Annotated in this window: 14 protein-coding genes; 9 read left to right on the top strand and 5 right to left on the bottom strand. The window is 41.5% G+C overall.

The window, feature by feature from the left end; translation table 11 throughout:
* Nucleotides 1-19: 19 nt before the first annotated feature.
* Together FED51_RS16320 and FED51_RS16315 are read right to left on the bottom strand one after the other, a co-directional pair.
* The gene (locus tag FED51_RS16320) at nucleotides 20-742 is read right to left on the bottom strand and encodes an anti-sigma factor family protein (protein ID WP_053430500.1); all 723 of its coding nucleotides are present in this window, start codon (nucleotides 740-742) and stop codon (nucleotides 20-22) included.
* Entirely contained in the window at nucleotides 735-1,316 is a 582-nt protein-coding gene (locus FED51_RS16315; protein WP_010899359.1) for an RNA polymerase sigma factor, read from the bottom strand. The genes FED51_RS16320 and FED51_RS16315 overlap by 8 nt, the downstream gene beginning before the upstream one ends.
* A 121-nt stretch (nucleotides 1,317-1,437) precedes the next feature.
* On the opposite strand from FED51_RS16315, the gene FED51_RS16310 reads away from it, so the two are divergent.
* The 7 genes from FED51_RS16310 to FED51_RS16285 all read left to right on the top strand — a co-directional run bounded on the left by FED51_RS16310 (nucleotide 1,438) and on the right by FED51_RS16285 (nucleotide 7,444).
* Entirely contained in the window at nucleotides 1,438-2,595 is a 1,158-nt protein-coding gene (locus FED51_RS16310) for a COG1470 family protein (protein WP_053430501.1), read from the top strand.
* A 2-nt stretch (nucleotides 2,596-2,597) separates the two neighbouring features.
* On the top strand, nucleotides 2,598-3,554 hold the full coding sequence (locus FED51_RS16305) for an ABC transporter ATP-binding protein (protein WP_010899357.1): 957 nt from the start codon (nucleotides 2,598-2,600) through the stop codon (nucleotides 3,552-3,554).
* The gene (locus FED51_RS16300) at nucleotides 3,541-4,578 is read left to right on the top strand and encodes an ABC transporter permease (RefSeq protein WP_083445469.1); all 1,038 of its coding nucleotides are present in this window, start codon (nucleotides 3,541-3,543) and stop codon (nucleotides 4,576-4,578) included. Before FED51_RS16305 ends, FED51_RS16300 begins: the two co-directional genes overlap by 14 nt.
* A 122-nt stretch (nucleotides 4,579-4,700) precedes the next feature.
* Nucleotides 4,701-5,597: an ArsR/SmtB family transcription factor gene (locus tag FED51_RS16295; protein WP_010899355.1), complete on the top strand. Its 897-nt coding sequence runs from the start codon at nucleotides 4,701-4,703 to the stop codon at nucleotides 5,595-5,597.
* Between the two features lie 3 nt (nucleotides 5,598-5,600).
* Entirely contained in the window at nucleotides 5,601-5,954 is a 354-nt protein-coding gene (locus FED51_RS21605) for an MFS transporter (protein WP_053430502.1), read from the top strand.
* A 49-nt stretch (nucleotides 5,955-6,003) separates the two neighbouring features.
* On the top strand, nucleotides 6,004-6,660 hold the full coding sequence (locus FED51_RS16290; RefSeq protein WP_053430503.1) for an MFS transporter: 657 nt from the start codon (nucleotides 6,004-6,006) through the stop codon (nucleotides 6,658-6,660).
* A 379-nt stretch (nucleotides 6,661-7,039) separates the two neighbouring features.
* Nucleotides 7,040-7,444, top strand: a complete 405-nt coding sequence (locus FED51_RS16285; RefSeq protein ID WP_053430504.1) for a hypothetical protein — start codon at nucleotides 7,040-7,042, stop codon at nucleotides 7,442-7,444.
* Between the two features lie 144 nt (nucleotides 7,445-7,588).
* Here FED51_RS16285 and rpsD read toward each other — a convergent pair whose 3' ends face one another.
* Entirely contained in the window at nucleotides 7,589-8,191 is a 603-nt protein-coding gene (rpsD, locus tag FED51_RS16280; protein WP_010899352.1) for a 30S ribosomal protein S4, read from the bottom strand.
* Nucleotides 8,192-8,450: 259 nt separating this feature from the next.
* A complete protein-coding gene (locus tag FED51_RS16275) occupies nucleotides 8,451-8,933 on the bottom strand; it encodes a GAF domain-containing protein (RefSeq protein ID WP_053430505.1) in 483 nt (160 codons plus the stop codon).
* 172 nt (nucleotides 8,934-9,105) lie between these two features.
* Between FED51_RS16275 and refZ the strand changes: the two genes are divergently transcribed.
* On the top strand, nucleotides 9,106-9,759 hold the full coding sequence (refZ, locus tag FED51_RS16270; RefSeq protein WP_010899350.1) for a forespore capture DNA-binding protein RefZ: 654 nt from the start codon (nucleotides 9,106-9,108) through the stop codon (nucleotides 9,757-9,759).
* Here refZ and hisJ read toward each other — a convergent pair.
* On the bottom strand, nucleotides 9,740-10,561 hold the full coding sequence (hisJ, locus tag FED51_RS16265) for a histidinol-phosphatase HisJ (RefSeq protein ID WP_053430506.1): 822 nt from the start codon (nucleotides 10,559-10,561) through the stop codon (nucleotides 9,740-9,742). The two genes, refZ and hisJ, sit on opposite strands and share 20 nt — an antisense overlap.
* A 292-nt stretch (nucleotides 10,562-10,853) precedes the next feature.
* On the opposite strand from hisJ, the gene ezrA reads away from it, so the two are divergent.
* Nucleotides 10,854-12,539 (top strand): septation ring formation regulator EzrA, encoded by a 1,686-nt coding sequence (gene ezrA, locus FED51_RS16260; protein WP_053430507.1) that lies wholly within the window; start codon nucleotides 10,854-10,856, stop codon nucleotides 12,537-12,539.
* Nucleotides 12,540-12,728: the final 189 nt, after the last annotated feature.

Raw genomic sequence — 12,728 nt, 5'->3', positions numbered from 1 at the left:
CAGGGAGGCTTTTCGTAGTTTACTCGTTTTTAATCTCGACTATAAATGTCTCTGGGCCTGTAGGGGTGTGGCTGCCACCTTTCGGTTCAACACTTGCTTTGATTAATTTCAGTGTTTCCACATCCATCCCGTGCATAAAAAATCTAGATGAACCTTCTTGAATCGGGATGATCGCTCCTTGAACATTGTTGTCGGTAAAAATAATCCACAGTTGATGGTCTTGGTTTTGCAGCTCTGATAACCCATCGATTTCTACGAAGATTTCATGGGTAACATCATTAACCCACACATACCCATTTAGATCTGGTTGATAAGACAGTGGTTCAATATCTAATTGTTGAGTGTGAGGATTTTGTTGAAAATTCAACCGTTCTTGCTCTTCGAATGGAGCGATTTGCACGGCATCATGGTCCATGCCTTTGTTCAACGAGGCAAGGGCAACCACTAGCATGAGGATTGCCGTCAGGCTGCTGATGCTGAACACAAAGCGAGGAGTGATTTTTCGTCTCGGTTTTGTCCGTTTGGTATCGAGGTTTTTCCAAACAAGATCCATCTTCTCGGCAGATGGGGGCACTGGAATGGAAGATTCACTCGTTATTATCTTCTCCCAATGGATGAGCGTTCGTTTGCATGCTGAACAAGTGGTGGTATGTTGAGAAACGATGGCGCGCTCTTCGTCAGATAATTCGCCTAAAACATAATCGATCAATTGCTGTTCAGTTAGATGGTTTGATTTAACCATTTTTCTTCTTCCCTCCCTCTGATTCTACCCAATTCAAAAGGGATTTCTGCTTTCGCAAATTATTTAAGCCATAGCGAATCAGTGACTTAATGGAGCCTAATGGTTTGTCCATAGTCGTAGCAATTTCAGAATGAGTTTCTCCCCGGAAATAAGAGCGGATGATCGCTTCTCTTTGCTCGGTTGGGATTTGTTTTAGGGCATCGACAATAAGATGTCTTTGTAATTCGGAAAGAAATTGAAGATCGGCTCCTTTTTCTTCGTCTTTCAGTAGATATTCTAATCGATTAATTAGCAGAGGTCTTTTTTTTCGAAGGCGGTCTAAGGAACGACTTTTCGTCATAACCGCTAACCAAGATCTGACACTCCCTTTCGTAGCATCATAGTGTTCAATCTTTTGAAAAACTTCAAGGAACACATCGTGTGAAACATCTTCGGCTTCGCTATGGTCTTTTAAAATGTTCAAAGAAATGTTGAACACGAGCGGATAATGCATTTTGTAAAACGTATCAAAAGCTAGGCGAGAGCCATTTTGTATTTTTTGCAATAACTGTAAGCTTTCTTGATTGGTACCCATTGTAATCGCCCCTGCTCCATAGATTCTAAAACAATCATACAAAATTTTTTTTCAAATACAAATCCAAAATAATGTTCCGTCCGTATCAAAAGTGAAACGATTAGATAGGGGGATGTAGACCATGTTCGGACGGAAAGTTTTATCCTTTCTCATGATAATTATTTTATTAGGGACGATGCTGCAAGTAAACCAAGCGTATGCTTTGGAAAGTGTGACACTATTTACGCCACATACAGGTACGTCCGCCGCACCAGGAGATACAATACACTATAACGTAGATGTGATGAATAACGGCTCTTCGATTCAAAGCATGTCATTTGCAATGGAAGGGTTACCTAAAGGATGGGATTATAATATAAAGTCTGACGAAGCAGACGTTCGTGAGCTATCCGTAAAAGGGAATAGTGAAGCTTCCATAACTGCTGAAATCTCCGTTCCTCTAGATGCAGATAAAGGGGAATACCAGTTTGCATTAGTCGCTACAGATGGCAACAGTCAATCGACTTTAGATTTAGCGGTTTCTGTGACAGAGCAAGGGTCATTTGAAACAGAACTAACGACAAAACAAGGGAACCTAGAAGGGCATGCAGACTCTACTTTTTCTTATACGGTGACGTTAAGCAATAAAACGGCAGAGGCACAAAATTATGCGTTAAGCAATTCTGCCGATGATGGATGGGGAGTTCGTTTTTTATCTGAAGGGAATTCGGTTACATCTCTATCATTAGACCCGAATACCTCGACAGATTTAACCGTTGAAGTAACTCCACCTGAAAATGTGGAAGCGGGCACCTATGAGATTCCGATTACAGCCTCGACGACAGATTCGAACTCAGAGCTCGTGTTAGAAGCAGTTGTGACGGGATCTTATGGGATTGAAGTGACGACACCGACGGGTGTATTAAATACAGATATGACTGCTGGAGATGATCAGACTATTGAATTAGTTATCACCAATACTGGAACCGCTCCATTGACAGATATTAACCTTTCAGTAGACGCACCTTCAGAGTGGGAGGTTGAATTTGACGAAAATACCATTGCTGATCTTGAACCAGGTGATTCGAAAACAGTAAAAGCAACTGTCACGGCACCAAAAGACGCAATTGCTGGTGACTATGTTGCAACCTTCACGGCATCAACAGATGAAACATCTTCAGATGCTACATTTCGAATTTCAGTGGGGACCTCCACAGTTTGGGGAATTGTTTCGATCGCCATTATTTTAGGAGTAGTGGGTGGACTGTATTCCATCATTCGGAAATTTGGGAGGAGATAAAGGTGGAAGAAGCGATTATTAAGCTGAATGAGATTACAAAACGGTACGATGATCATTATGCTGTTGACCATCTGTCTCTCTCGATTAGGAAAGGTGAAATTTTCGGGCTTCTTGGACCGAACGGGGCTGGAAAAACGACAAGTATTTTGATGATGCTCGGGCTCAGTGAGCCAACCTCAGGAACTGTTCAGGTGGCCGGTATTGATTCAACAAAATATCCGATTGAGGTAAAGCGGAAAGTGGGCTATCTGCCAGATAACGTCGGATTTTATCCAGATATGACCGGCATGGAAAACTTGCTCTATACGGCTAGTTTGAATGGGATTCAAAAAATTGAAGCCATTGAGCGGGCGAATACACTTCTAGAAAAAGTGGGGCTAACGGAGGCAGCGAAGAAAAAGACTGGGCAATATTCAAGAGGTATGAAGCAAAGACTCGGACTAGCAGATGTTCTCATGAAAGGTCCAGAGATTATTATTTTAGATGAACCAACACTAGGAATAGATCCTGAAGGGGTGCGTGACTTTTTACACTTAATCAGAAACCTAAATCAAAACGAAAACCTTACAGTGTTGCTATGCTCCCATCATTTGCATCAAGTTCAGCAAGTGTGTGACCGTGTTGGAATATTTGTCGATGGGAAGTTATTGGCCTATGGTGATCTTGATCAGTTAGTGAAACGGTTGTTTAAGCATGAGAGTGTTGTGATTCATGTGGCAGCATCACCAATTGATGAAAGTCTATTAAATCAGCTCAAAACGATTGAACAGGTAAAAAACGTGGATGTAATTCAAGAGGACAGGCTCGACATTTATTGCCGTGAAGATGCCTCAGCGACGATTAGCAAATTAATTGTGGAATCGGGTTCAAACCTTTATCACTTATACAAAAAACATTTCGGACTTGATGAAATTTACCATCGCTATTTTGAAGGACGTGAAGCAAATGAAGCTGGCTAAAATTCAACAGGCTATAGCCGGTTTTGCCAGACAAAAGACGTCAAAACAGATGAAAGAGACGATAACGAAAAAAGTGTTTTGGGCTATCGTCCGCAAAGAATTTACCGATTTCCTTTCAAGCTGGAGAATCATTATCTTGTTAGGAATCATCTTGCTCACGTGTGTAGGTTCGCTGTATACGGCAGTGACCACAATTCAAGACGCCATTAACTCCTACCAGGATGGGGGCCGAATTGGTAGAAATTCATACTTGTTTTTGCAAATGTTTACAATTTCGGATGGGAATTTACCTTCGTTTCTCTCGTTTGTCAGTTTTCTTGGGCCATTGTTAGGAATCGCTCTAGGCTTTGATGCGATTAACTCCGAGCGAAGCAAAGGGACGTTGAGCCGACTAATGGCCCAACCGATTCCAAGGGATTATGTGATTAATGCTAAGTTTGTTGCTGCTTTATTCATTAATATAGTTCTCTTTATTGCTTTAGGCATGCTCGTAATGGCTTTCGGTATTCTCATTTTAGGAATACCACCGAGTATCGATGAGTTTCTAAGGGTGATCAGCTTCTTATTCTTGATCCTTATCTACATCGCTTTTTGGATCAATTTGGCTATCCTTTTTTCGGTAATTTTCCGGCAGCAAGCGACTTCAGCATTATCAAGCATGGCTCTTTGGTTGTTTTTCCTTGTGTTCTACTCGATGATTGTCAAATTACTTACAAACTCTTATTTAGAGGAAGCAGGTTCAACGAATGAATATGTGTCCAGATACAATGCGGTTTTAAACATTTATCGGTTCTCACCAAACTATTTGTTTCAAGAATCGACCACAGTTCTCCTTTCCCCTACAGTGAGAAGTACCGGGTTAATGACGATGGAGCAGGTAACTGGTTCAATTGCAAGTCCGCTTGTTTTAAAGGAAAGCTTATTGTTAATTTGGCCACAGCTAACAGGCTTAATTGCGGCGACCCTCGTTTGCTTTGCCATTGCTTATGTTTTATTCATGCGACAAGAAATTCGTTCTAATTAATGAAACCATTCGTTTCCGCCAAAGGCGGGAGCGAATGGTTTTTGTTTGACAGCACTTTATTTGTTTAATAAAATTATAACAACATTAAGTTTTGAAAATATTGAACAAAGGGGCTGGTGCTTTTGTATAAAATCGAAATAGATTATTCCCCTGCTTATGAACTTATTACAAGCCTGTACACTTATTTAGATTCTTCTAACAGGCAAATTTCTGAGCTTGGGACAAAGTGGGTGAAACAAGTGGAAAAAAGCATTAACGCTGACTTTGCAAACGAGTTGAAAGATCAAAAATTAGAAGTGTTGCATCGCTTAAGTTTGCTTGTATGGCAATGTCCACACAAGGAGACCATTACGGGTTTTTTATATTGGCTTGAACAGCTTCCGTCCGAAAAAGTTTATGAATTACTTGTGCCATGGGTGCAGCAAATATCTAAGGATATGATCCAGATTCAAACGTACTTTGTATCGTTGTTAAGAAGGTGGAACGAACAATATTTTTGTCATTTATCAGAAGATATTTTAGAGATGCTCCAAAAAGATGCGTTAAAAAAAACGGTTCTCGCTTCACAGATAGACCCGGTGGACCTTGTGGAGCAATGTACGAATGGAATGCACATTATGGCTGAGAATGTTGACACGCTACTATTAGTTCCTCAGTTTCATCAATCCCCATTTAGTGTGATTGATTATTTTGATGGATTGATTACATGCTTATATCCTGTTGACCAAGAGTTGAAAGGAGAGCCTCCTAAAAAACTTGAAAGACAAATGAAAAGTTTAGCTGATGAGAGGAGATTAAAGATCCTTCGTTATTTGCAGGAGAAACCAAGAACGTTTTCCGAAATCCAACAGTTTACAGGCTTGGCAAAAGGAAATGTCCATTACCACATAAAATTGTTACGGACCGCTGGATTTATTCGCGCTCATCACAATAGCAAAAGAGTGGAAAAATATAGTCTGAGAGATGAGTCATTGGTTCAATTACAAGACGTTCTTTTTAGGTATGTAAAAGGGGACTAGCTCATGCGAATACGAAACAGGTTTACAGAATTTCATCCAATCGTATATTCGATGATTTTTGGAAGTGTTTGCATGAACATTGGCTTCGGAATGGTTGTCCCATATTTCGCGATTTATCTAGGGACGTATACAGGTTTAGACCCTGTCTCGATCGGCTTAATTGTAGGCACCACATCTATTGGCTCTTTGGTGGGCGGTTTTTTAGGAGGAACATTATCAGACCAATTTCGAAGAAAAAAGATCATGCTCGTGTCTCTTGTTGTTGCTTCTGCCATTTATGCTGGGTTTATGCTCCAAGATTATGCCCTTCTACTAGTATGCTTAACGTTAGTGATGGGCTTCTGTACTTTTTTTTGAACCTTGCGCAAAAGCACTAATGGCAGATTTTACAGAGAGTAAAAAGCGAATGAAAGCATTCTCTTTACGTTACATTGGAGCCAACATCGGTTTTGCGATTGGTCCATTGATTGGTATAGTAGCTGGCGTGACGGCAAGTAGTAGACTACCTTTTATCGTTATGTCGACGATTCTCCTTGCTTACGCTCTTTTTCTACAATGGTTATTCCGTGCCTTTGGCGTCCAAGAGATCTCGATCGGGGAAAAAGAGCATGTGAATTTAGCCGGTGCTTTCAAAGCGATTCAAAGTGATCGTGTGCTGCTCTTATTTTTATTCGGTGGCTTACTAGCGACAGTTGTTCATGGTCAATTTTCAGTTATTTTATCTCAATATTTTGAATTGGAATTTCAAAGTGGTTTAGCTTATTTAATGCTGCTTTGGTCTGTCCATTCGGGAGTAATTGTTATTTGTGGAATCCCATTGGTTAAAGTGATGGAACGTTTATCGCCGTTACGAGCAATTGTAATTGGGAGTCTTTTTTTTGCTGTAGGGGTAATTGGTTTTGCGTCTTCGTTCAACTTTATGACCTTTTGCTTAGCAATGATCGTATTTACAATTGGGGAGATGTTCCTTATTCCCGCAGAATACTCGATTGTAGATGAAATCACGCCCAATCATATGCGCGGCACATATTACGGATCACTCAATTTTACATCGCTCGGTTAATTTATCGGACCATGGCTATCAGGAATACTCCTTGTTCATTTCGGTGGCAAATTCATGTTTATAGGATTAGCGTTGATTTGTGCGTTAAGTTTGTTTTTTTTCATCGCTGGTCATCTAAAGCGAAGAGCCTATACAGTTGGAGAAGCTGTTCGCGAGGCAGAAAGAGGATTGTGAAAGTGTTTTTAGAAAAGCAAAGGGGGGTTCAAAAAGAAGTTCGATTGCCATACGGAATTGGGACAAAACACATCTAAATAGCTCTTTCATGAAACGCGCGATTAGTTGTTTCATATGTTTCTTCTAACATAATCCTTTACAAAAAAGGCGCGCTAATGTGTAATTTATGTATACGAAAAATACAATTGAATTGGAGGAAAGTGGTTTGTCTGTCTATTATTTTGCAGGTGCTTCCATCGTTGCTGCACTTTGTATTATGATCGTTTTCAAAATTCATGTAGATAAGCTAAAGCATAGTCCAGAACAAATGGGTGCAATACTAACAAAATTTTCTATCGGGGTGGCCTTTTGTGAAGTTGTTCCGATTTTATTATTAGTTGCTGGATTTGCTACGATGCAGACGGGGTTAGAATTCAATAATCTTCTTCTCCCTCTCGTTTGTACCTTTTTTTCAATGATCATTGCCGCTGTCTTTATCTTTTTACAAACAAAAGTGGATGTTACGCAAGAGATGAGGGGCAAGGTCTACACCTTTGCTATGATAGGATTGTCAATAGCAATAAGTATACCATTTTTCTCATTATTTGGCCTATTGATCCAAATGCAATAGTAGACGGGGAAGAGCCTGAATTGGAAGGTTCCTTGAAGGGGAAGGGCGTAGAGGCTCTGTTCAGAAATCAAAGCTGAAAGAAAACAAAAACCCTGAAATCCTTGATTTAACAAGGTTTCTAGGGTTTTTAAGACTGTTAAAGAATTAACGTGAGTAGAACTCGACGATTAACGCTTCTGTAATTTCCGCTGGAAGCTCAGAACGCTCAGGGAAACGAGAGTATGTTCCTTCTAGCTTATCAGCGTCGAATGTCACGTATGCTGGTACGAAGTCGTTGGATTCAAGAGATTCTTTGATCACTTGAAGGTTGCGAGATTTTTCGCGAACACCGATCACTTGACCAGGTTTTACACGGTAAGATGGAATGTCTACACGTTGACCATCTACTGTGATGTGACCGTGGTTGACAAGCTGACGAGCTGCACGACGAGTGCGAGCAAGACCCATGCGGTATACAAGGTTGTCAAGGCGAGATTCAAGCAAGATCATGAAGTTCTCACCGTGGATTCCAGCCATTTTTCCAGCATCGTTGAAAATGCGACGGAATTGACGCTCGTTTACTCCGTACATGTGACGAAGCTTTTGTTTCTCTTGAAGCTGTAATCCGTATTCAGACAATTTCTTGCGTTGGTTTGGTCCATGTTGACCAGGTGCATAAGGGCGTTTTTGTAATTCTTTACCTGTTCCGCTAAGAGAGATTCCTAAGCGGCGAGAGATTTTCCAAGTTGGTCCAGTATAACGAGCCATAAAATCGACTCCTCCTTTGTTATTTTGAATGATGCAAAATAACAACAGTTTGGCAATCCTTTAACATGCTCATTTTGTTGTTCTGTACCTTCGCCTCGACAGCTAGAGGTTACGTGGTACACCTCAAAACAAGTTCAGCCGCTGGTTTGAGGAACAAAATGCCGAAGGGTGTACATGTTAAGTTCACCTTGGCTGTCTTATTTCACACAGAGTCCATTATAACCTCCACAAACAATTGAAGTCAAGGAGATATCCCTGGCTACTTAAGGTTTTTCGATAGCACGTCGACAAACGATTCGAGCAGTGCCTGTTCCTCTTCGCTAAAACGGTTTAAGGATGGGCTATCAATGTCGAGCACACCATAGAGTACTCCGTTTTGGAACAGAGGAATGACAATTTCCGAGCGGGAGGCGGCATCGCAGGCGATGTGACCAGGGAATTGATGGACATCTTCCACTCGCACGGTCTGCTCTTCTTTCGCCGCGGTTCCACATACCCCGCGACCAATTGGGATGCGGACGCACGCTGGTAAGCCTTGAAACGGCCCAAGTACCAGCTCTCCTTCTTTCATTAAATAAAAGCCAACCCAGTTAACCTCTTCTAAAAAGTGATATAACAAGGCTGACGCATTCGCTAAGTTGGCGATGGCATCAGACTCTCCTTTGAGCAAGGCTGCCAATTGTTTCGTGACGAGACTATACTTTTCCTCTAATGTTCCTTGGTAAGATTCGGGTTGAAACATCATCATTCTCCTTTCGCTCTTTCCCATTTTAGCGATTGATGGCGTGTTTTGTAAAATCATTTTGCTTCATTGTCGAGCGGTTTTCAGAGGAGGCAGGTATGCCCATCACGAAAAGAGTTGTTGAGGGAAGTCGTACCGTCAGTAGAATTGTGTCTGGAAAGGGGAGTGTACGATGGGCGTAGTTTCTTCATCCTCAAAGGAAAAAGTGCTAGAGGCGGCGATTACATTGTTTCAAGTCAAAGGGTTTCACGGGACATCGGTGCGTGATATTGCACTTAAGGCCAATGTGAATGTTGCGTTAGTCTCTTATTATTTTGGCGGTAAACAGGGATTATTGGAACAGTTAAATGTTCAGTTTTTAGAAGGATATATTCAGGCAATGGAACAGGCGACTGAGGAACGATTGGGTCAATCGAGTCACGAGAAGTTGCTCGCTGTCATGGAGCAAGTCTTGCTTTATGAACAGCAAGCCCCTTCGCTCGCTCGCCTTGTTCTCCGAGAAATGACCCTTGATTCCACTTTGGTGCGGGAAATTATGAGCACCTATATGAGAAAGGAAAAACATTTGCTAGAAACGATTCTTCGTCAAGGCATGGGGAATCAGGAGTTTCGCAAGCAACCACTTGATTTACTATTGCTTCACATTCGGACGATGATGACAATGCCATTTTTACAACCTCACTATTTAAGAGAACTGTACCAGCTATCGGTGAACGATCCATCTTTTATTAAGCGCTATATGGTTCATGTGAACGACTGGATGGCTGCATGCTTACTGAAAAAACCAATAGCCTCGTCCAGGCTTGTTATTCACCTTGACTCTTGAGCGTTGCGTTCATTTGTTCCCATCCGGTTGCAAGTGCCTTTGCTTGGTGGGCGTCAGACCCATAGATAAGCGGGATGCCTAAAGCGACGGCTTCTTTTGCAATGGATTCAGGTGGATAAGATTCACCGCATAATGGTTTAATAAAGCCAGCCCCGTTATAATCAAGACTGTAGCCGTGCTTTTTTACTAAATGGAGGATCTCGAGCTGGCTTTTTTTCTGGTGTTCCGTAGAAGGCGCTGGAAATTTTTTTTGAAATTTGTTCACCAGGGTCATATGACCAATTCGCTTTGGCTTGTACGGTCCAAGTTCTGAAGTAATCGAACGCTCCAATGTACGGTAGTAGGCATCATAAACCGCTTGGATTGATCCGAACGTTCGGATGGCCACTGCAAACACATCAGGACTATAATCAATGCAAAAATATCGATCAGAATGCTTCAAAAAATGAACCGAGAGCAAACTATCATCGAGCAATGGACCATATTCATTTAAAAACGTGCAAATCTCCTCTTCAAATCCCTCAATAAAATCCACTTCCAAACCGATATAAATCGTTAGCTGGTCCCGATAAGCTTTTTTTATTGACGATAGTGTATGAATATAATCATCCAACTCATTCCACCCGATACTGCTGTCTTGCGCAGGGGTCGGGTCTGTAAATCCTTTAGGCAAAGGGGCATGCTCGGTGAAAGACAGGCTCGTAAACCCAAGAGAAATGGCCCGCTCGCAATAAGCATCGAATGAATCCTTCGTACCATGTGGACAAAAAGGGGTATGGACATGCCCGTCATGCTTTCCCAACTTTCGACACCCTCTCGTTAACTTTGTTCGAATTGATCGCGAATAAAACGATACAAAATACACATTTTCATGGTATCATATGACATAGATCGATTTGTGAAAAATAGATAAAATTTTGTTGAATAACAAAGGATTTTCGCCTTGATCTATTGAAATAAATTACTATCGTTATAGTATACACAATACATAGAGAAGAAACAGCCCAAGGAGAACAGGTTGCTACATAATCAACTTTTCAAGTAGCACAGAAAAAAGGGGCCTTCAGATTGTTAAGAAGAAGGGAGACCCAAACATGTGGATCGTAGTTTTTAGCTTGCTTGTGCTTACCGTTACATTCTTTGTTTACGGAGCTTTAAGGAGAAAGGCCTTTTATAAACGGGTAGACAAGTTGGAAGATTGGAAAAATGACATTTTACAGCGTCCAATACCTGATGAGATTGGTAAGGTAAAGGGGCTCACCATGTCGGGAGAAACCGAGGAAAAATTTGAGGTGTGGCGTAGTGACTGGGACGACATCGTTGGTGTCATTTTACCGAATGTAGAGGAACAATTATTTGACGTTGAGGATTTCGCAAATAAATATCGCTTTCAAAAAGCGAAAGCGTTACTGGATACGATCGAACAGCGACTGCATAGCATTGAAGAACAGTTAAAGATCATGGTCGATGACATTCAGGTCCTCGTTCAAAGTGAAGAGCAAAATCGTACGGAAATCGGATCTGTACGAGAATTGCAGCAAAAGCTGATCAAGGAAGCCATTACGAGAAGAGGCTCCCTTTCGAGCAGTGCAAAAGTGTTTGACGAAAAGCTTGAAAAAGCGAACGAGCTTTTGCAAGCGTTTGATGAACGTACAGAGAAAGGAAATTATATTCAAGCTTCAGAAGTGTTAGAGGAGGCGAAAGAATTATTAGGACAAATCGAGCATTTGCTTAAAATTGTCCCAGGCTTGTTCGTTGAATTACAGACAAATATCCCGGCGGAACTGACCAATTTAAAAAATGGTTTACGAGATATGGAGGAAGCTGGCTTCTTCCTTGAGACTTTTGCCATCGATTCACAAATGGAACGGTTGGAAGAGAAGCGTGTTGAATTGCTCGAACAATTAACCGTGCTCGAATGTAATGGAATGGAAGAGGAGATTAATTTCATAGAAGAGAGCATGGAGCAAATGTTTGAACTGCTCGAGAAGGAAGTTGAAGCGAAAAACGAAATTACGATCCTTCTGCCAAACCTGCGAGAGGATTTAACAAAGACAGAAGAAAAATTAACTCATTTAAAGGAAGAGACCGAATCAGTGCAGCTCAGTTACCGGCTGGCGGAGGAAGAACTCGTTTTCCAACAAAAGCTAGGAAAAGAACTGAAAGAGTTAAGGCAACAGCTTCAGGTTATTGATGAGGTAACAGAAGAACAAAAACAAACGTTCTCCTCCGTGCGTTCTATGCTTGAGGAATGGCGTGAAGGGTTAACAGCTTGTCAGAATAAAATCAAACAAGCCCAAGAATCATTAAACTCATTAAGGAAAGACGAGCTCAAGGCGAAAGAGGAATTGAAACAGCTTAAAGAAAAGCTGTTAGAAGATAAGCGCCTTGTGCAAAAAAGCAACATACCAGGCTTACCTGAGACTCTTCTTCATCGGTTAGAAGATGGAGAGCAAAAGCTGGCACAAGCGATTGCCAAGCTAAGTGACGTTCCTTTGGAAATGGGAAGGGTGACTGCCCTTGTGGATGAAGCTCAAGCGTTAATCCACGAAAACAGCAGTATTCTTCATGAAACGATCGAGAAGGCACGTTTAGCTGAGCATGTCATTCAATATGGCAACCGATATCGAAGCCGCTCCGCTGAAGTAAAAAAGCGCTTATCTAATGCAGAAGAGTTATTTCGCGCCTTTGAATATGATGAGGCGATTGAAATGGCTGTGCAGGCGATCGAACCATTTGAAAAAGACGTACTTGAAAAGGTTCAGCACCTTGCAGGCTAACAAGAGGGCTAACGGTAGGGAGAATTCCCAACCGTTGGCCTTTTTACTTTACTATTTGTTACCACACGACGCTAGTGGGTAGTTATATGAATGTAGGTCGTTACGGCCAAAAAGTGGGAAACAAGAAAACAAAAAGTTTTTTCATTTTCTTACCACACGAGGTATGCTAAGATTATGTGATGCACAATG

The sequence above is a fragment of the Halalkalibacterium halodurans genome (assembly GCF_005671335.1).
Classification (GTDB): domain Bacteria; phylum Bacillota; class Bacilli; order Bacillales; family Bacillaceae_D; genus Halalkalibacterium; species Halalkalibacterium halodurans.
The sequence above is the reverse complement of the archived record's forward strand: the minus strand, read 5'-3'. Positions and strand labels throughout refer to the sequence as shown.

Bases quoted from the DNA above. Each gene is read 5' to 3' on its own strand.
- FED51_RS16320 (WP_053430500.1), bottom strand. From the start codon at position 742: ATGGTTAAATCAAACCATCTAACTGAACAGCAATTGATCGATTATGTT.
- FED51_RS16315 (WP_010899359.1), bottom strand. From the start codon at position 1,316: ATGGGTACCAATCAAGAAAGCTTACAGTTATTGCAAAAAATACAAAAT.
- FED51_RS16310 (WP_053430501.1), top strand. From the start codon at position 1,438: ATGTTCGGACGGAAAGTTTTATCCTTTCTCATGATAATTATTTTATTA.
- FED51_RS16300 (WP_083445469.1), top strand. From the start codon at position 3,541: ATGAAGCTGGCTAAAATTCAACAGGCTATAGCCGGTTTTGCCAGACAA.
- FED51_RS21605 (WP_053430502.1), top strand. From the start codon at position 5,601: ATGCGAATACGAAACAGGTTTACAGAATTTCATCCAATCGTATATTCG.
- FED51_RS16290 (WP_053430503.1), top strand. From the start codon at position 6,004: ATGAAAGCATTCTCTTTACGTTACATTGGAGCCAACATCGGTTTTGCG.
- rpsD (WP_010899352.1), bottom strand. From the start codon at position 8,191: ATGGCTCGTTATACTGGACCAACTTGGAAAATCTCTCGCCGCTTAGGA.
- FED51_RS16275 (WP_053430505.1), bottom strand. From the start codon at position 8,933: ATGTTTCAACCCGAATCTTACCAAGGAACATTAGAGGAAAAGTATAGT.
- refZ (WP_010899350.1), top strand. From the start codon at position 9,106: ATGGGCGTAGTTTCTTCATCCTCAAAGGAAAAAGTGCTAGAGGCGGCG.
- ezrA (WP_053430507.1), top strand. From the start codon at position 10,854: ATGTGGATCGTAGTTTTTAGCTTGCTTGTGCTTACCGTTACATTCTTT.